The organism is Atopomonas hussainii, assembly GCF_900109735.1.
Lineage (GTDB): Bacteria > Pseudomonadota > Gammaproteobacteria > Pseudomonadales > Pseudomonadaceae > Atopomonas > Atopomonas hussainii.
Genome location: NZ_FOAS01000007.1, coordinates 174,541 through 191,634, shown reverse-complemented (window position 1 = coordinate 191,634; position 17,094 = coordinate 174,541). Strand labels below are relative to the sequence as shown.

16 protein-coding genes are annotated in these 17,094 nt (G+C 60.8%); 6 read left to right on the top strand and 10 right to left on the bottom strand.

The window, feature by feature from the left end; all coding sequences use genetic code 11:
* Positions 1-44 precede the first annotated feature (44 nt).
* Both BMX80_RS08730 and BMX80_RS08725 read left to right on the top strand, forming a co-directional pair.
* Entirely contained in the window at positions 45-1,328 is a 1,284-nt protein-coding gene (locus BMX80_RS08730) for an acyl-CoA dehydrogenase family protein (protein ID WP_074867320.1), read from the top strand.
* Positions 1,329-1,341: 13 nt separating this feature from the next.
* Complete coding sequence (locus tag BMX80_RS08725; protein WP_074867371.1) at positions 1,342-2,544, top strand: acyl-CoA dehydrogenase family protein; 1,203 nt, start codon at positions 1,342-1,344, stop codon at positions 2,542-2,544.
* A gap of 133 nt (positions 2,545-2,677) precedes the next feature.
* On the opposite strand, the gene BMX80_RS08720 is transcribed toward BMX80_RS08725, so the two are convergent.
* The 3 genes from BMX80_RS08720 to BMX80_RS08710 all read right to left on the bottom strand — a co-directional run bounded on the left by BMX80_RS08720 (position 2,678) and on the right by BMX80_RS08710 (position 5,643).
* Positions 2,678-3,550, bottom strand: coding sequence for a metal ABC transporter ATPase (locus BMX80_RS08720; protein ID WP_074867318.1), 873 nt, complete (start codon positions 3,548-3,550; stop codon positions 2,678-2,680).
* A 93-nt stretch (positions 3,551-3,643) separates the two neighbouring features.
* Positions 3,644-4,450: an aldo/keto reductase gene (locus BMX80_RS08715; RefSeq protein ID WP_074867316.1), complete on the bottom strand. Its 807-nt coding sequence runs from the start codon at positions 4,448-4,450 to the stop codon at positions 3,644-3,646.
* The gene (locus BMX80_RS08710; protein WP_074867314.1) at positions 4,447-5,643 is read right to left on the bottom strand and encodes an FAD-dependent oxidoreductase; all 1,197 of its coding nucleotides are present in this window, start codon (positions 5,641-5,643) and stop codon (positions 4,447-4,449) included. Before BMX80_RS08710 ends, BMX80_RS08715 begins: the two co-directional genes overlap by 4 nt.
* A gap of 112 nt (positions 5,644-5,755) precedes the next feature.
* On the opposite strand from BMX80_RS08710, the gene waaA reads away from it, so the two are divergent.
* On the top strand, positions 5,756-7,039 hold the full coding sequence (gene waaA, locus BMX80_RS08705; protein WP_074867312.1) for a lipid IV(A) 3-deoxy-D-manno-octulosonic acid transferase: 1,284 nt from the start codon (positions 5,756-5,758) through the stop codon (positions 7,037-7,039).
* A gap of 33 nt (positions 7,040-7,072) precedes the next feature.
* Here the strand turns inward: waaA and glpE are convergent, their stop codons facing one another.
* The 7 genes from glpE to BMX80_RS08670 are packed head-to-tail and all read right to left on the bottom strand — an operon-like array spanning position 7,073 to position 14,495.
* Complete coding sequence (gene glpE, locus BMX80_RS08700; protein ID WP_074867310.1) at positions 7,073-7,387, bottom strand: thiosulfate sulfurtransferase GlpE; 315 nt, start codon at positions 7,385-7,387, stop codon at positions 7,073-7,075.
* A gap of 1 nt (position 7,388) precedes the next feature.
* Positions 7,389-8,207 carry a symmetrical bis(5'-nucleosyl)-tetraphosphatase gene (locus BMX80_RS08695; protein ID WP_074867308.1) on the bottom strand — a complete coding sequence of 273 codons (819 nt, stop codon included), beginning with the start codon at positions 8,205-8,207 and terminating at the stop codon, positions 7,389-7,391.
* A complete protein-coding gene (gene apaG, locus BMX80_RS08690) occupies positions 8,207-8,590 on the bottom strand; it encodes a Co2+/Mg2+ efflux protein ApaG (RefSeq protein ID WP_071870820.1) in 384 nt (127 codons plus the stop codon). The genes BMX80_RS08695 and apaG overlap by 1 nt, the downstream gene beginning before the upstream one ends.
* Positions 8,587-9,411: a 16S rRNA (adenine(1518)-N(6)/adenine(1519)-N(6))-dimethyltransferase RsmA gene (gene rsmA, locus BMX80_RS08685; protein ID WP_074867306.1), complete on the bottom strand. Its 825-nt coding sequence runs from the start codon at positions 9,409-9,411 to the stop codon at positions 8,587-8,589. Before rsmA ends, apaG begins: the two co-directional genes overlap by 4 nt.
* A gap of 47 nt (positions 9,412-9,458) precedes the next feature.
* Complete coding sequence (gene pdxA, locus BMX80_RS08680; RefSeq protein WP_074867304.1) at positions 9,459-10,454, bottom strand: 4-hydroxythreonine-4-phosphate dehydrogenase PdxA; 996 nt, start codon at positions 10,452-10,454, stop codon at positions 9,459-9,461.
* Positions 10,454-11,749 carry a peptidylprolyl isomerase gene (locus tag BMX80_RS08675; protein ID WP_407922785.1) on the bottom strand — a complete coding sequence of 432 codons (1,296 nt, stop codon included), beginning with the start codon at positions 11,747-11,749 and terminating at the stop codon, positions 10,454-10,456. Before BMX80_RS08675 ends, pdxA begins: the two co-directional genes overlap by 1 nt.
* Positions 11,730-14,495, bottom strand: coding sequence for an LPS-assembly protein LptD (locus BMX80_RS08670; RefSeq protein ID WP_074867302.1), 2,766 nt, complete (start codon positions 14,493-14,495; stop codon positions 11,730-11,732). Before BMX80_RS08670 ends, BMX80_RS08675 begins: the two co-directional genes overlap by 20 nt.
* A 124-nt stretch (positions 14,496-14,619) precedes the next feature.
* On the opposite strand from BMX80_RS08670, the gene BMX80_RS08665 reads away from it, so the two are divergent.
* Genes BMX80_RS08665 through BMX80_RS08655 form a run of 3 tightly spaced genes read left to right on the top strand, consistent with a single transcriptional unit; the run spans position 14,620 to position 17,092 of the window.
* Entirely contained in the window at positions 14,620-15,648 is a 1,029-nt protein-coding gene (locus BMX80_RS08665) for an aminoglycoside phosphotransferase family protein (protein ID WP_074867300.1), read from the top strand.
* Entirely contained in the window at positions 15,645-16,328 is a 684-nt protein-coding gene (gene murU / locus BMX80_RS08660) for an N-acetylmuramate alpha-1-phosphate uridylyltransferase MurU (RefSeq protein WP_074867298.1), read from the top strand. Before BMX80_RS08665 ends, murU begins: the two co-directional genes overlap by 4 nt.
* The gene (locus tag BMX80_RS08655; protein ID WP_074867296.1) at positions 16,313-17,092 is read left to right on the top strand and encodes a TerB family tellurite resistance protein; all 780 of its coding nucleotides are present in this window, start codon (positions 16,313-16,315) and stop codon (positions 17,090-17,092) included. Before murU ends, BMX80_RS08655 begins: the two co-directional genes overlap by 16 nt.
* Positions 17,093-17,094: the final 2 nt, after the last annotated feature.

Sequence of the window (17,094 nt, the reverse complement as noted above, 5' to 3'; positions counted from 1 at the left end):
CATCAGCTGCCACACTGCTTGCATCACCTGCGGAGGATTCAGGCATGTTGATGCAACTGCAAGGCCGCGCGCTGGCGCTGCTGAATAAAATCGCCGGCGCCCAATGGCCCGACCGACTGCGCTTACGCAAGCCCATCGAGCGCTGGCTGTATCAAGGCAGCAAAACCAGTTTTAGCCTGATGACTCAGCGCGGCGGCCAGTCGCGCCCGCGCCCGGCGAGCAGCGCTAACCCCAGCGGCCTGTTTGACCTAACCCTCAGTGAAGACCAGCGCCTGCTGCAAGACACCTTGCAGCAAGTAGCCGCCGAGCTGCTGCGCCCCGCTGCGGCGGATGCTGACCACAACGCCCGTTGCCCCGCTGAACTGCGCGCCAGTCTGGCCGAACTTGGCCTAACCCATTACGGCGTGCCGCAAGCGCACGGCGGTTTGGCCGATGACGCCGCCTGCGTGACCGGCGCCCTATTGACGGAAACATTGGCCCACGGCGATGTATCGCTGGCCTTAGTCAGCCTGCAAGGCTTGAGCGTGGCGAACCTGCTGCGCCGCTTCGCCACCGCCAGTGCACAAGCGCAGTGGTTGCCGGCGCTATTAACCGAGAATGCACCGCAGATCGCCTTGGCCTTGGCCGAGCAGCAGGTGTTGGCCGACCCGCATCGCCTGCGGTGCCGTGCCGAGCGTAAAGGCAAGGGCTATGTGCTAAGCGGCAGCAAGGCCATGCTGGTGGGTGGTGCCGAGGCCAGTCACCTGATTGTTAGCGCCTATGCCGATGGTGAGCCGGCGCTGTTTATCGTCGAGCGCAACAGCGCCGGGGTCAGCTGCCGTGCACAACCGGCGATGGGTCTTAAAGGCGCGGCGCTGGCGCAAGTTCAGCTGACCAAAGTGCGTGTACCGCAAGCGGCGCGGCTTACCGATCAGCACTTTGCCTATCAACAGTTGCTCGATGTGCTGGCGCTGGGCGGTTGCGCGCTGGCCGTGGGCGTGGCGCAAGCGGCGTTGGATTACGTGATTCCCTACGTCAACGATCGCCACGCCTTTGGCGAACCGATTAGCCATCGCCAAGGCGTGGCGTTTCCCGTCGCCAATATGGCTATCGAGCTGGAAGGCGTGCGCTTATTGCTCTGGCGTGCCTGTGCACGGATCGATCAGCAGCAAAGTTTCACCCGCGAGGCCTATCTGGCCCGCCTGCAAGCTGAAGACAAGCTGATGCGCATCGCCAGCGATGCGGTGCAATTACTCGGTGGCCACGGCTTTACCCAAGAGCACCCCGTCGAGCGCTGGTATCGCGATGTGCGCGGCTTTGCCGTGTTAGCCAACAGCTTAGTGTTGTAAGGAGCAGGCCATGATCAATCTGGAAACCCCGCGTAAATTCCGCGGCCTGATCGCCCAAGCGCGTCAAGTGGCAGGTCAGTATTACCGGCCCATCTCGCGCAAATACGACTTGGCCGAGCACGACTACCCGAAAGAGCTCGACATGCTCGCCGCGCTGCTCGACGGTATGAATGCCGGCAGCCCAGAAAGCGCCGGCGCGCGCACCAGCAAACGGCAAAGCAGCGAGCACGAAGAGGGCGTGCGCAACGGCAGCAACCTGTCGACCTGCTTAGGCATTATGGAGCTGTGCTGGGGCGATGTCGGCCTGCTGCTCGCCATGCCGCGCCAAGGCTTAGGCAACGCGGCGATTGCCGCCGTGGCCAACGACGAGCAGCTCAAACGCTTCGACGGCATTTGGGCGGCGATGGCGATTACCGAGCCGGACTGCGGCTCCGACTCGGCGGCGATTCGCACCACCGCCGTGCGCGATGGCGATCATTACGTGCTCAACGGCGAGAAGATTTTTGTTACCTCCGGCGCTCGTGCCGGTGCTGTGGTGGTGTGGGCGACCTTAGATAAAGGCTTAGGCCGTGCGGCGATCAAATCCTTTGTGGTCGAACACGGCACGCCGGGTATGGAAGTCACGCGGCTGGAGAAAAAGCTCGGCATCAAAGCCTCGGACACCGCAGCGATTCGCTTTAGCGATTGCCGCGTGCCAGCGGAAAACCTGCTCGGTAATCCCGAGGTCGACGTGGCCAAAGGTTTCGCCGGGGTGATGGAGACCTTCGATAACACCCGGCCCATGGTGGCGGCGATGGCCGTGGGCTTGGCCAAGGCCTCGCTGGATCGCGCCCGCGAACTGCTGCAAGACCACTGTGCGCTGGACTACCGCAAGCCGCTATTAAGCGTCAGCCATGCCGAAGCGCAGCTGTATCAGCTGGAAGCCGAATGGGAAGCCTCGCGCTTGCTCACCTTAAAAGCCGCGTGGATGGCCGATAACCGCCTGCCCAACTCCAAAGAAGCCTCCATGGCCAAAGCCAAGGCGGGGCGCATGGCCACCGATGTGGCACTTAAATGCGTGGAGCTGTGTGGGCTGAGTGGCTACGGCGAAGATGAGCTGCTGGAGAAATGGGCGCGCGACGCGAAGATTCTCGACATCTTCGAAGGCACCCAGCAAGTCCAGCTATTAATTGTGGCGCGCCGTTTGTTGGGGAAAAGCTCGAAAGAACTGAAATAAAAAACTAGCGGCTATTAACTCGGCGAGTGTTGTAAGCGCAAGGCGCCCGGCGCGCAGCAACCGAGACATACCGTCTGGTAGGCGAGGTTGTGAGCACCGCGTAACGCAGCGATTGCAGTACGCAGCCAGTTAATTAGTGTGCCCGCGCGTGATAATCAGCCCAATGAATATGACTGTCCTGCACCAGCCAATGCTGGCGCGGGGCAAACCCCTCGCTGAGCCAGATATCGCGGGTGTCGGCGGCAATCAGCTCGCCGTTGTGCAGGCTGAACAGCTGATTGGCCATGCCGTGTTCGGTCAGTGGGGCTAAAAACAGCTTGGGGTGGCGGCGGTCGAGGCGGGCGACTAAATGCTGGCCTTCTAAGTGCTCATCCACATGCCAGAGACTGATCGGCCCGAGGTTATCTGGCAGCTGCAGTTGCAGGTCATACACCAGTTGTAGCGAGGCCGTCGGGGTATGCACATAAGCGCTGGGGCGCTCTTGCAGGGTTTGTCGCTGGTTACGCACGGTGCGTGCGCTGCCGCACTTAGCCTGCAGCTGATAGCTGGCTTTTTTGTGGTGCGGCAAATGGTCGGCATAGGGCGTGGGCAGCCACACGCAGTCAAAACGCCCGGGCAGAAAGCCGTGCGGGGTTTCGATCAGGCATTCTTCGGCGACTTCTTCTAACGCGCACAGCAGGGGCAGCTCTAGCAGGTGCGAGGGCACGTAACCCGAGATCAGCTTGAGCACGCAGTCGCCACGGTCGGGGCGTTCTTGCTGCACCACGATGGCGTAATCCTGCCCTTGCCAGCGCAAGGTCAGGCGCACGGAGACGCCTAAATTGGCCACTTCGGTGGTGAACTGCTCGGCACAGGAAAGCTGCAGCGGCACGCGCCGCGCCTGCATTTGGCCAAAGCTCAGTGACTGCGCTAACGGCTGATACAACAACTGCTCGGCATTGGCCTCAACCAGCAAAGGCTGGGTGATAAAGCGCTGCGGGTCTTTGCTGAGCAGGAGTTCGGTCATAGGTAGTTAGGCGCTCATACAATGGCTGCACGAATCAAACGCAAGTCGCCGTTTGCCGATTGTCTAAGCGCTTCTAGTGTTAGTCCTTTACGTTTAGGAAAGGCGCGCCAACACCTGACACGCAGTAGTCACATTATGGGACAGGTGCGCGGGGGTGATGGTTCCGACGATCACGCTGCTGACCGACGGTTGGCGCAAGATCAGCTCGAAGCTGGCCTGCACAGGGTCTTGGCCGTCTTGCAGGCACACATGGCCGCTGGCTAAGGCTTTCTTAATCAAGATGCCTTTGTGGTGCGCGGCAGCGTAATCCAGCACGCCTTGCTCGCCTTGCTCGTTGAGGTTGAAGGTGACCATGGCACAGTCGCCGTCTTGCAGCGCGGCGATGCCGCCCGCCAGGGTTTTGCCAGAAAACCCAATGGCGCGAATCAGGCCTGCGGCTTTCAGTTCCAGCAGGGTGGGGTAGACGTCGGTCTGCTCAAGAATCGCCATGTCGTTGCCGTCGGAATGCACCAGCACCATGTCCAGATAGTCGGTGCCGAGGCGTTTTAGGCTGCGCTCGATGGAGTAGCGGGTGTGCGCGGCAGAAAAATCGAATGACGACTGCCCATCGGTGAACTCTTCACCAACTTTACTGCAAATCAGCCACTGCTCTCGTTGGCCTTTGAGCAGTGGGCCGAGGCGTTCTTCACTCTTGCCGTAGGCCGGTGCGGTGTCGAGCAGGTTGATGCCTAAATCGTGGGCTTGGGCGAGCAGGTTGCGCACCGCGTTGTCGTCGGGCAGCTCAAAGCCGGTTGGGTATTTCACCCCTTGGTTGCGGCCGATTTTTACTGTGCCTAAACCCAGCGGCGAAAGCTTAAGGCCAGTGTTGCCCAGTGCGCGGTAGTAAGGCTTAAGGCTCATGGCAACAGACGCTCCCACGGGGCTTGCGCCATCGGTGGCTGCGGCAAGTCGGGGCGCTGGCCGTTGGCCTGCGGGCAGATCTGTTGCTCATCAAGGGCAGCAAGCACTTGATCGGCCAAATTGGGCGTCAGCGCTAGCTTGGTCGGCCACGCCACCAGCAGTGCGTTGTCGCAGTGTAGGAAGGCGTTATCCGGGCGCATCAGGCTGTTTTGCGCAGGCTCGGCGCGCTCGACCCGCCATGTGGCGAAACGGGCGGCGCTTAAGTCGATCCACGGCAGCAGGTCAGCCAGTTCTTTTTGCGCTTGGGCAATTTGGCTCGCTTCATCGCGTGCTACGCCGTCGGCTTCGGCCAAATCCCCGCCTAAGTTCCACACGGTTTGCCCGTCGCTGGCGATATGTGTGGTGATGGTGGTGCGCGGCTTAGTGCCGGCGCCTAAGGCGTGGGCATAGAGCGCGGGCAGGTTGGGCGCTTTGACCAACACCTGATGCAGCGGACGTACTTGCTGCTGCGGCTGGCTAACGCCTAGCTCGCTGAGTAGCTGCGCATTGCCGCGCCCAGCAGTGCAGATTACTCGCTGCGCGCGAATCTCTACGCCATCGGCGCGCAGGCCACAGAGCACGCCGCCTTCGCGTAGCGGCAGCAATTGCTCGGCGTGTACAAAGGCATCGCCACCGAGGGCGACAAGGCACTCGACCAACTGCGGTACATCGATCACCACTTCGTTAAGGCGATAGGCCTTGCCTTTGAATTGCTTGTGCTGGAAGGCGCTGGGTAAGTCGGCCTTGCTGCACGCCTCGGCGCGGCCGCGTACGCTTTTGCTGGCAAAGAAGCCCGCCAAGCCGCTGACCAAGCTGCCTGGCGACCACAAATAATGTGCCTCGGACAAACGCCGCACACCTTGTAAATCCAGCTCGCCAGTGCCTTCTAAGCAGGCTCTCCAGCGGCTGGGCATATCGGCAATCGCCTCGCTGGCGCCGGTGAGGCCGCCGCTTAGGGTGTATTTGATGCCGCCGTGGATAATCCCTTGCGAGCCTAAAGTCTGCACGCCGCCTAAGCCGGTTTTTTCCACCAATACGGTGTGAAAGCCTGCGGCGCGTAAACGGGCGTTGAGCCATAAACCGGCGATGCCGCCGCCGACGAGCAGAATGTCGGTGGTTAAGACGGACGAGGATGCGTTGCCAACTGCGCTCATAACAGGCCCCAAAAAAATTTGCGCCAGTATACCGCGAACCGCTTAGTGCACCTGCCATCGATACAGGCAGCAATCTCGCATTGCCAAGCCGAAGCCGCTAAGCTGCGCGCCCATGAATAGAAGCCTTTACACCCTGATTTACTGTTTGCTGCTGCCGCTGATTGGCCTGCGTTTAGCGTGGCGTGCGTGGCGGGCGCCGGCCTATGCCAAGCGCGTGGCCGAGCGTTTTGCGCTCTATCAGCAAGCGTTTAAACCCGGCGGTATTTGGATTCACGCCGTGTCGGTGGGTGAGAGCATTGCCGCGGCGCCTATGCTGCGCGAATTAGCTAAGCGCCACCCGGACTTGCCGATTACCGTGACCTGCATGACGCCCACCGGCTCGGAGCGGATTCAGGCCATGTTTATGCAGGGTGAGCTGGCCGGGCGCGTGCAGCATGTCTATCTGCCCTATGACTTGCCGTGGCTGGCGCGGCGCTTTATTCGCCGTATCGCGCCGCGTGTGGCGATCATCATGGAAACCGAGCTGTGGCCGAACCATATTGCCGTGTGTGCCGAGCTGGGCGTGCCGGTGGTGTTGGCCAATGCGCGGCTGTCGGAGCGTTCGGCACGCGGTTATGCGCGCTTAGCCGGTTTGACCGCACCTATGCTGGCGAGCCTGTCGGCGATTGCCGTGCAGACACAAACCGAGGCTGAGCGCTTTCGCGCCTTGGGCGCCCGCGCTGAGGCGGTGCAGGTGACGGGCTCGATTAAGTTCGATATCAGCGTGGCCGAGAGCGTGTTGAATGCCGCGCAAGCACTGGCCGAGGCATGGCAACTGACTGAGCGCCCAGTGTGGATTGCCGCCAGCACCCATGCCGGTGAGGACGAACAAGTGCTCGCTGCGCATCAGCAGCTGCTCACGCAGTTCCCTAAAGCGCTGCTGCTCTTGGTGCCGCGTCACCCGGAGCGGTTTAGCGCTGTGGCGCAGTTGTGCCGTAGCGCGGGCTTAATCACCCGCTGTCGCAGCGAGAATGTGCCGGTCACAGCCGATACGCAGGTCTTTGTCGGCGACAGCATGGGCGAACTGATGCTGTTTTTCGCCTTGGCCCAGCAAGCGTTTGTTGGCGGCAGCTTGGTCGAGCGCGGCGGACATAACTTGCTCGAGCCAGCGGCCTTGGCGCTGCCGGTGCTCAGCGGCCCGCATGTGTTTAATTTCTTAGAAATTGCCGCGCTATTGAGTAGCGCCCATGGCCTGACCACAGTGCAGAATGCCGATGGCCTAGCGGCGGCGCTCATCGCCGGCTTTGCCGAACCCGCCAAAGCCCAGGCGCAAGGTCAGTGCGCGTTGGCGGTGGTCAAAGCCAATCAGGGAGCTTTGCAGCGCTTGTTGGCGATTATCGACCAGCAAATTGCCTAAAGCAGTCAGAAACAGCGAGCAAAGCAGTGCTGCTTAACGTGCAACATCCGTGGGGTACAGGCTTTGCCACAAGGTAAAGCCGCCATCCAAGCTGTACACCTCATCAAAGCCTTGCTCGGCTAAATAAGCGGCGGCCTGCTGGCTGGAGTTGCCGTGGTAGCAGACCACGATCAGCGGCCGATCGTGATCGGCTTCGATCAGGTAGCGGGCCAAGTTGGTATTGTCCAAATGCACGCACTCGGGGATATGCCCGGCGGCGAAGCTGGCTTCATCGCGAATATCCACCCACTGCGCTTCACGTTCACGCAGGGCTAGGGCTTGTTCGGGGCTGATGCGTTGGTAGTTCATCTTAGTCTCGGGTTGGGCAGTCGCAGGCGATGCGTTCTTCGCTGTGCAAGTTGAGTAAAGTCAGTTGGCCGCCCCATACGCAGCCGGTATCCAGCGCAAACAGGCCGGGCACTTCGCAGTGGCCCTCGAGCGCCGCCCAGTGGCCAAAAATAAGCCGTTCACCGGCCATTTTGTGCGGGTGGCTAAACCACGGGGCGAAACCTTCGGGCGCGCTGTCGAGGCCTTCCTTGCTGGTCAGGTCGAGGGTGCCGTCGGCTTGGGTAAAGCGCATGCGGGTGAAGTAGTTAGTGATCAGGCGCAGGCGGTCGAAGCCTTCAAGGGCGTTATCCCAGCAGGCCGGCTGATTGCCGTACATGTGGCGTAGAAAGTCGATGACGGTCGCGTCATCACGCAGCACGGCTTCGACTTCCGCCGCACGCTTGAGGGCTTTGTCGCGCGTCCAGATTGGCGGCACGCCGGCGTGGCTCATCGAGAAACCCAAGCGACGGTCGTCATGCATCAGCTTGTGTTGGCGCAGCCAGTGGATGAGCTCGTCGCCGTCGGGCGCTTGCAAAATCGGCGCTAGGGTGTCGCTGCGGCGCTGGCGCTCGTTGACCAAAGCGCAGGCGATCAGATGCAGGTCGTGATTGCCCAGCACGGCGATCACCGCGTCATCCATAGCGTGTAAAAAGCGTAAGGTTTCCAGCGACTGCGGGCCGCGATTAACCATGTCGCCGGCCACCCACAGAGTGTCGCGACTGGGGTTGAAGTCGACCTGTTTGAGTAAGCATTGCAGGGGCTTTAGGCAACCTTGGATGTCGCCCACTGCGTAATGCGCCATCAGTTTAAAACGCCGGGTTTAGCCAAGCGGAACGGCGCAATCGGTGCATCGAAGCCATGCTCGTCGCCGGCTTGCATGCGATAGCTGCCGTGCATGCTGCCGACCGGCGTATCCAGCAGGGTGCCGCTGGTGTAGGTGTGACTTTGCCCCGGTTGCAGTAACGGTTGTTCGCCGATCACCCCAGCGCCACGCACTTCCTGCACCTTGCCGTTGCCGTCGGTGATGATCCAGTGGCGGCTGAGCAGCTGCGCGGGCAACAGGCCCAAGTTGCGGATGGTCACTGTGTAAGCAAAGGCAAAGCGGTTGTCGTCCGGTTCGGACTGCTCGGCCAAGTAGCGGCTGACCACCGTTACATCGACGTGATAGCGCGGGTCGTTGCTCATTCGGGCTCCCCACTGCCGGCCGCGTTTTGCAGCGTGTGCAGGCGATTCGCTAAGGCAACAAAGTTGGCCAGCGAGAGTTGCTCGGGGCGCAGGCCCGGGTCGATATCGCAGGCCGCAATGTCATCGGCGCTGAGCAGGCTTTTGAGCGTGTTGCGCAGGGTTTTGCGGCGTTGGTTAAAGGCTTCGCGCACCAGGGTTTCCAGCAGCGCGGCGTCTTTGGCCGGGTGGGGCAGCTCAGTGTGTGGGGTTAAGCGCACGATGGCCGAGTCAACTTTAGGTGCCGGGTTAAACGCGCCGGGGCCCACGGTAAACAGGTAATCCACGCGGCAGTAGTACTGCACCATGATCGACAGACGGCCCCAGTCACCGCCGCCGGGGCTGGCAGCCATGCGCTCGACCACTTCTTTCTGCAGCATAAAGTGCATGTCGCGGATGATGCCGCTGAACGACAGCAGGTGAAAAATCAGCGGCGTAGAGATGTTGTACGGCAAGTTGCCGACCACGCGCAGCGGCTGCTCAGGGCTGCCGAGGCTGGCGAAGTCGAACTTCAGCGCATCGCCAGAATGCAGGGCAAAGTTGGGCTTTAAACCAAAGCGCAGCTTGAGCAGCGGGATCAGGTCTTGGTCGAGTTCGACCACATCGACTTGCGCGCCGGTGTCGATCAGCCCTTCGGTGATCGCCCCTTGGCCGGGGCCAATTTCGACCAAGCGCTCACTGTCTTTGGCGCTGATGGCGCGCAAGATGCGGTGGATGACGCCTGCGTCATGCAGGAAATTTTGCCCAAAACGCTTACGCGCGCGGTGTTGATACAGTTCTGCCATGTGAAGCTCCGCCAATTCGCCTCGTAGTGTAACCCACGTAGCGCCGCTTACGCGTGGCGGCGCTGGCTTTGCGCCATGTGGTAGGCGGTGTGCAGGGCGACTTTAAGGCTGCCGTCGTCGATCTTGCCGGTGCCGGCTAAATCCAGCGCGGTGCCGTGATCGACCGATGTGCGAATAATCGGCAGGCCCAAGGTGACATTCACCGCGCGGCCAAAACCTAAGTACTTGAGCACGGTCAGGCCCTGATCGTGGTACATGGCCAGCACCGCATCGGCGTGTTCGAGATATTTGGGCGTAAACAGGGTGTCGGCCGGCAGTGGGCCAATCAGGTTTAAGCCTTCTTCGCGCAGCTTGGCCAGCGTCGGTTCGATGACCTCGATTTCTTCACGGCCTAGATGGCCGCTTTCACCGGCGTGCGGGTTTAACCCACAGACCAAAATGCGTGGTGCGGCGATGCCGAACTTGGTCTTTAAGTCGTGATCGAGAATGCGTGCCACGTCGCTGAGCGTGTTGGGGGTGATGGCATCGGCCACCGCGCGCAAGGGCAGGTGAGTGGTGACTAAGCCAACGCGCAAGCCTTCAGTGGCCAGCAGCATGACCACTTGCGCGGTGTTGGTCTGCTCAGCAAGAAACTCGGTATGCCCGCTAAAAGCGATGCCGGCGTCGTTGATCACGCCTTTATGCACTGGCGCGGTGATCATCCCGGCGAAGTCGCCGTTCTGGCAGCCTTGGCAGGCGCGAGTCAGGGTGTCCAGCACGTACGGGCCGTTGCGTGTGTCTAATTGGCCGGGTTCTACAGGCGCGGCCAGTGGGGTGTCCCACACATACAGCTGGCCCGCTTGGGCAGGCTCGCTGGGCCAGTTAGCGGGGCTAACGTTGATCAGCTCGACGCTTAAGTTAAGCGCTTTGGCGCGCTCGGCGAGCATGTTCAGGTTGGCAATACAGATCAGCACATGCGACTGAGCCTGCTGGGTTAGCAGCAGGCTCAGGTCGGGGCCAATGCCCGCCGGCTCGCCGGCGGTTAAGGCAAAACGTAAGGCCATTAGAGCTTAACTTCGACGAAGGCCTCGTCGCGGATCTGCCGCAGCCACAGCGACAATTCTTCGTCGTATTTGCGGTTGCGCAGCGCGGTGCGAGCTTGGTGCTCGCGCAGGTCTTCACTGCGGTCGGTGGCGCGGCGGCCTTCAACACGCAGCACGTGCCAGCCAAATTGGCTGCGGAACGGCTTCGACACTTCGTTGACCGCAGTCTGCTGCATCATGGCGCGGAACTCCGGCACCATCGCATCGGGGCTAACCCAGTTCAGGTCGCCGCCATTTAAGGCGCTGCCCGGGTCTTCGGAGAAGTTTTTCGCCAGCTTGGCGAAGTCTTCACCGGCCATAATGCGGTCATAGACGCGCTGAGCTTGTTTCTCGGTCTCTTCTTCACTGCGAATCGCGCTGGGCTTGAGCAGAATGTGGCGGGCGCGAACCTCGTCCACCAACGCATTCACTTCGCCGCCGCGTTTCTCCAGCAGTTTGACCAGATAGAAACCGCCGGGCATGCGCACCGGTGCGGTGGTTTCGCCCACGGCCATTTTCGGCACGATTTCGCTGAATACGCCGGGCAGCTGCGCGGCTTTACGCCAGCCAATTTCGCCGCCTTCTAAGGCGTTCTCACCGGCTGAGCGGGCAATTGCCAGCTGAGCGAAGTCGGCGCCGTTCTGGATTTGTCGATACAGATCATCCGCGCCGCTTTCGGCTGCGCGGATTTGCTCCGGTGACGCGCCTTCCGGCAGTGGCAGGAAGATCAGCGCTAAACGCAGCTCTTCAGCCAGCTGGATTTGCCCCAAGTCAGAAGCGAGGAAGTTGGTGACTTCCTGATCGCTGATCTGAATGCGGTCGGCCACGCGGTATTCACGCACACGGCTGATAACCATCTCGCGACGCACTTGATCGCGCGCTTCTTCGTACGACACGCCGTCGTTAGACAGCGCCTGACGGAATTGCTCCAGCGTCATGCCGTTGCGCTGCGCGATGGTACCCAGCGCGCCGTTCAGTTCGTCATCGGCGATGCGAATGCCGGAGCGGTCGCCAATCTGCAGTTGGATGTTTTCGATAATCAGACGCTCGAGCACTTGCTGCTGCAGCACGTGCTCCGGCGGCAACGCATTGCCGCGCTTGGAGAGGGTCTGACGCACTTCGCGCATGCGGTCATCCAGTTGGCTCTGCATGATCACGTCGTTGTCGACAATCGCGACGACGCGGTCAATGCTCTGGAATTGTGCGTGTGCGCTGCCGGCCAATAGCGCAGAGGCCATGGCCAGCGGGGCAAAAATCTTAGAAAGCTTGTTCTTCACGTTCACGATAACCCTGAATACCTTGGTCAAGGAAAGATTCAACCTTGTTACCGACAACCCCGCCTAAGCCCTTGAGGACGATTTGCAGGAAGATGCCGCGGTCGCCTTCTTCGTTAAGCGCAGGCGAGAGGCTGAATTCGTCGTAATCCACCCAGTAGCGGTTGATCAGACGCAGTTTCCAGCAGCAGCTGTCGTACTCGAAACCACCGTAGGCTTCCAGCGTGCGGCTGCGGTTGTAGTCGTATTGCCAGCGAGCAATGGCGCTCCACTGCGGCACGATCGGCCAAATCACTGAGGCGTCGTGCTGCTCGACTTTGTAGTAGTCCTTGATCACACGGCCGGTGACCGGGTCGGTGTAATCGCCGCCAGTACGCCAGCTGCCTGTGGTGCTGTCGTAAATGACTGTGTCATTGCGGTAGCGGAAGCCTAGGTTAACCACCTTGTTGACTTCTTTTTCAGGCTGATAATGGAACATCAGGCTGCCCGAGCGGGTTGAGCCGGTGTCCGGGTCCCAGTTGAAGTCAGAGCTGACACGCCAGTCGCGGTTAAAGCGGTACAGGTAGTCCAGTGCGTAGGGCGAAACGTTGGCCTGCGAGGCTTCGACGTCTTTGAAGTTAACCCCGGGCATCTGCACTTCGCGGTCGCGGAAGTAGAAGATTTGCCCGATCGAGAAGCGCTGGCGCTCAAAGCCGTTGCTTTCGATCCAGCGGTTGGTCACGCCCAGCGACAGTTGGTTGGCATCGCCGATGCGGTCACGACCGTTGAAGCGGTTCTCACGGAACAGCGACGAATAGTTAAAGGTCGGCTCGCTGGAGTCGAAGTTCGGAATGTCTTCCTGATCTTCATGCGGTACGTACAGATAGAACAGGCGCGGTTCTAAGGTCTGGCGATAGTTGTTGCCGAACCACGTGCTGTTGCGGTCGAAGTACAGGCCGCCGTCGAGGCTCAACATCGGCAGGCCACGGCTTTGGCTGCTCTTGAAGTTTTCCCCAGCGCGCAGGGTGTTCTTGCCTTGCTGGTCGAGGTCTAGGTCGTAGCTGGTCGCCAGGTATTTGAGGCTTGGTTTGAAGAAACCGTAGCTCCAATCCATCGGCAAGCTGACGCCCGGCTCGGTGTGGAAGCGGCTGCCATCAGCACGGTCGAGACCGGTGATGCGGGTATCCGGGCGGGCGCTGACATTGCCATCCACGTCGGTGAAGTTGCCTTTACGCAGGCTGCGTTCGAAACGCACGGCTTCGGCGGCACCGGTAAAGTGCAGGCCCATAGGCTGATAAGGCAGGGCGCCTTTAATGCTCAGCTGTGGCATGCGGTTGTACGGGGTGACATCCACCACAGTGGCCATTTCGTAAGCATGCGCGTTGAGCTGGGCGGTGAAGTTGTCGCCGCGCCAAGTCAGGGTGCCACGCTGATCGATATAGCTTGGCGTGTTGATGCCCAGCTCGGTATCTAGGTCTTGGAAGTAGTACGGATCGCTGATGTCGGTGTAATCGACTTCGCCGAGCAGGCGGCTGTCGAGGCCGGTTTTGTGCTGCCAGCTGTACATCCAGCGGTCTTTGGAATAGTCGGACTGCTTTTTGCGCTCGTCTTCGCTGTCATTCAGCCAGCTAGCGCCGATTTGCCCTTCGCTGCTGCGCGTCAGGTAACGGCCTTCACCTTCTAGCTGCAGGCCGCGTTTGGCCATATAGCGGGGGTACAAAGTAGCGTCGTAGTTTGGCGCAAGGTTGAAGTAGTACGGCGTGACGAGGGTGAAACCGTTGTCACTGGAGCTGCCAATGCTCGGCGGCAAGAAGCCGGACTGACGACGGTCGTCAATCGGGAAATAAATGTACGGGGTGTAGAACACCGGAATGTCTTTCACCCGTAGGGTCACGTTGGTGGCGCTACCAAAGCCCGTGGCCGGGTTTAGGCGCACGTTATTGCCCTTCAGGTGCCAGGTGTTTTCGCCCGGCTCACAGCGGGTGTAGGTGCCGTCTTTGAGGCGGATGATGCCGTCTTCGTCGCGCTTGGCGTACAGCGCCGAACCACGAACGTGGCCTTCGTGCACGACGTATTCGGCGTTTTCGACTTCGGCTTCACCGTTGTCCAGTTGCAGGGTGGCTTTATCGCCGACCACCAGCATGCCTTGGTCGCGCAGTTTGACCTTGCCGATCAGCTCGCCACGGTTCTCCAGTTGCAGCAGACGCGCTTCGTCGGCCTCAACCTGCATGGTGCCTTGGCGTAGCACGACATCACCGGCCAAGGTGGCCACTTGCTGGTCTTGCTCGTAGCGCGAGGCTTTGGAGGAAGCAAACATCGGTGCTTCGTCCATCGGCGTGTCGCTATCGAGGCCAGCGCGCTGCGGCTCAACGTAGCTGCCTTTGCAGTACGGGCCGACTTCTGCCAGTTGCGAGGCGGTTAGTTGCTCGCGGGGCACCCAGTCCAGATAGGCGTAATTGCCACTTTGCGCAGCGGCTTGGGCCAGTGACGAGCCTTTGGCGGCGGCGCCATCGAGCTTCTTCGCCGGTTTGCCGGCGACCGCCTTGCTGCCTTGTGCCGGGCTGCTGACCGCGGTTGCGCTATGCTGCGGGCGCGGCGGCACCACATTGCTGCTTTGCTGTGTGCTACAGGCCCAGCCGCCGGTGGCGCTGGGTTTGCAGTCAAACTGCTCAGCAGCCTGCACGGATAGGCTGGTAAATGGCTGTAGAGCCAAGAGACTGCCGGTAATCAGCAGAGGGAACTTGCTGCGGAACTGTGGTTTCACTGCCATTGTTATGTGTGTCCGGGCTTCCTGCGCGCGACGGGCCAAAACGAGGCCTTGCGCCTTTCGCTGGGCTAAAAAGATTCTGGATAATAAAACAATGATGCATAAGGCGGCTAGGGCCGGGGGATTGATGACAACGTGTGAAGATGGCCGCGAGTTAGCGTGCCGGCAATGGGTAGAGGGCTGTTTAGCGCAGTTGTGGCCTGAACAAAATTGGACATTGGCGCAGGGCCGATGGACGCCAGCGAGCAGCGATGCGAGCTTTCGGCGCTATTTTCGCTGGGAGCACGCCGGGCAAACGCTGATCGTGATGGACGCCCCGCCGCCGCAAGAAGATTGCCGCCCCTTTGTGGCAGTGGCCGAGCTATTGGCGCAGGCCGAGGTGCCGGTGCCGCAGATTTTGGCCCAAGACCTAGAGCGTGGTTTTTTGTTGCTCAGCGATTTAGGCCGGCAGACCTATCTAGATGTGCTGACCGAAACCAACGCCGATTTGCTGTTTGCCGAAGCGGTACAAGCCCTGTTGGCGCAGCAAAAAAGCAGCGTGCCTGCAGGGTTTCCCGTCTATGACCGCGCCCTGCTAGAGCGCGAGCTGCAGTTATTCCCTGAGTGGTATCTCGGTCGCCATCTGGACTTGGATGTGGCGCAGTGGCAGGCGCGTTTGCGCCCGTTGTTTGATCTGCTGATTGATTCGGCACTGGCGCAGCCGCAAGTGTTGGTGCACCGCGATTTTATGCCGCGCAACCTGATGCTCAGCTCGCCCAACCCTGGCGTGTTGGACTTTCAAGACGCCGTGCTTGGGCCGGTGACCTATGACATCACCAGCCTGTTTAAAGATGCGTTCATTAGCTGGCCGGCAGAGCGCGTCGAGCGCTGGCTGCACAGTTATTGGCAGTTGGCGGGCGCTGCTGGCATTGCCGTAGGCGATGATTTTGCCGAGTTCTATCGCGCCTCCGACCTAATGGGTGCGCAGCGGCACTTAAAAGTGATCGGTATTTTTGCCCGTATCTGTCACCGCGATGGCAAGCCTAAGTACTTGGCCGATGTGCCACGCTTCTTTAATTATCTGCGCGAAGTCTGCGCGCGCCGCCCTGAGCTGGCCGAGCTGATGCCTTGGCTAGAAGAAATCGCCGCGCAGGCAGCGGCCGAGGCCAACGCATGAAGGCGATGATTCTCGCCGCCGGGAAAGGCGAGCGCATGCGCCCGCTGACCTTGCATACGCCCAAGCCTTTGCTGCCGGTGGCGGGTAAGCCGTTGATCGAGTACCACCTTGAGCGCTTAGCGGCGCTGGGTGTGCGCGAAGTGGTGATTAACCACGCTTGGTTGGGCGAGCAAATCGAGCAGCATTTGGGTGGTGGTGCGCGCTTTGGGCTGGTGATTGCCTATTCGCCCGAAGGCGAGCCGCTAGAGACCGGTGGCGGGATTTTTCGCGCCTTGGCGTTACTCGGCGATGCGCCGTTTTTGCTGATTAATGGCGACGTGTGGTGTGAAGAGTCGCTGGAAAACCTGCCGCAGCAGATAACGGGTTTGGCACATTTGTTGTTGGTGGATAACCCCGCGCACAACGGCAAAGGTGACTTTCATCTGCAAGCTGATGGTTGTGTGCGTCAAGCGCAAGCGGGCGACAGCACGCTGACCTACAGCGGCATCGCCGTGTTGCATCCGCAGTTGTTTGCCGGCTGTAAAGACGGCGCGTTTGCTTTGGCGCCCTTGCTGCGTGCGGCCATGGATCGGGGTTTAGTCACGGGGCAGCGTGCCACCGGTCACTGGGTGGATGTGGGCACGCCAGAGCGTTTGGCCGACATTGAACAGCGAGTGCTGGCAGCATGCCCTGGCCGCTGACTTGGCTAGGTGTGTTGCTCGGGGCTTGGTTGGCGAGCATTCCCGGCGCTTTGCTCGGTGCGCTGCTCGGCCATGCACTGGATCGGCGCTTGCGCTTTTCCAGCGCTGAGCGTGTGCAGTGGTTGTTGGCTAAGCGTGGTTTGTGGCCGGCGGGTAAATTGCAGTGGCAATTTCGCTTGCTCGGCGCGCTGGCTAAAGCCGATGGGCAGGTTAAGCCCGAGCATATCCAGCAGGCGCGGGAGGAAATGGCCACGCTTGGCCTCGATGCGCTGGGGCGTGAACTGGCCATGCATGCCTTTGCTGAAGGCAAGCGACGCGGCCTTAGCGTACTTGGTGGCTTGCGTCGTCGTGGTCGTTGGTTGAATGCCGAGCAACGTCAAGCTTGGCTGGCCAGCGCTTGGCGTATGGCGTGGGCCGATGGGCGGATTGCCGAAGGCGAGCGGCATTTGCTCGCCCGGGCCGGCGCAGCGCTGGGTGCCTCCGGCGAAGAGTTGCGCGCACAAGCGCAGCAAACCCGCCGCCAAGCCCAGCAACAACAGGCCAGCGGCGGCGCGGACAGCTTGACCGCCGCGCTGCATCTGCTCGGCGTACCGGCTGAGGCGGATGAAGCCGAGGTGAAGCAAGCCTATCGGCGTCTACTCAGCCGTCATCACCCGGACAAACAAGCGCAGCAGGGCGAGGCCGCCGTGCAGCAAGCCACTGAGCTGACCCGCCAGCTGCGCGAGGCGTATCAGCTGGTCTGTCAGCGCCGTGGTTGGCGCTGAGT

What these genes read in the sequence shown, in the direction of transcription:
- BMX80_RS08730 (WP_074867320.1), top strand. Translation starts at nt 45, where the DNA reads ATGTTGATGCAACTGCAAGGCCGCGCGCTGGCGCTGCTGAATAAAATC.
- BMX80_RS08720 (WP_074867318.1), bottom strand. Translation starts at nt 3,550, where the DNA reads ATGACCGAACTCCTGCTCAGCAAAGACCCGCAGCGCTTTATCACCCAG.
- BMX80_RS08715 (WP_074867316.1), bottom strand. Translation starts at nt 4,450, where the DNA reads ATGAGCCTTAAGCCTTACTACCGCGCACTGGGCAACACTGGCCTTAAG.
- BMX80_RS08710 (WP_074867314.1), bottom strand. Translation starts at nt 5,643, where the DNA reads ATGAGCGCAGTTGGCAACGCATCCTCGTCCGTCTTAACCACCGACATT.
- waaA (WP_074867312.1), top strand. Translation starts at nt 5,756, where the DNA reads ATGAATAGAAGCCTTTACACCCTGATTTACTGTTTGCTGCTGCCGCTG.
- glpE (WP_074867310.1), bottom strand. Translation starts at nt 7,387, where the DNA reads ATGAACTACCAACGCATCAGCCCCGAACAAGCCCTAGCCCTGCGTGAA.
- BMX80_RS08695 (WP_074867308.1), bottom strand. Translation starts at nt 8,207, where the DNA reads ATGGCGCATTACGCAGTGGGCGACATCCAAGGTTGCCTAAAGCCCCTG.
- apaG (WP_071870820.1), bottom strand. Translation starts at nt 8,590, where the DNA reads ATGAGCAACGACCCGCGCTATCACGTCGATGTAACGGTGGTCAGCCGC.
- rsmA (WP_074867306.1), bottom strand. Translation starts at nt 9,411, where the DNA reads ATGGCAGAACTGTATCAACACCGCGCGCGTAAGCGTTTTGGGCAAAAT.
- pdxA (WP_074867304.1), bottom strand. Translation starts at nt 10,454, where the DNA reads ATGGCCTTACGTTTTGCCTTAACCGCCGGCGAGCCGGCGGGCATTGGC.
- BMX80_RS08670 (WP_074867302.1), bottom strand. Translation starts at nt 14,495, where the DNA reads ATGGCAGTGAAACCACAGTTCCGCAGCAAGTTCCCTCTGCTGATTACC.
- BMX80_RS08665 (WP_074867300.1), top strand. Translation starts at nt 14,620, where the DNA reads ATGACAACGTGTGAAGATGGCCGCGAGTTAGCGTGCCGGCAATGGGTA.
- murU (WP_074867298.1), top strand. Translation starts at nt 15,645, where the DNA reads ATGAAGGCGATGATTCTCGCCGCCGGGAAAGGCGAGCGCATGCGCCCG.
- BMX80_RS08655 (WP_074867296.1), top strand. Translation starts at nt 16,313, where the DNA reads ATGCCCTGGCCGCTGACTTGGCTAGGTGTGTTGCTCGGGGCTTGGTTG.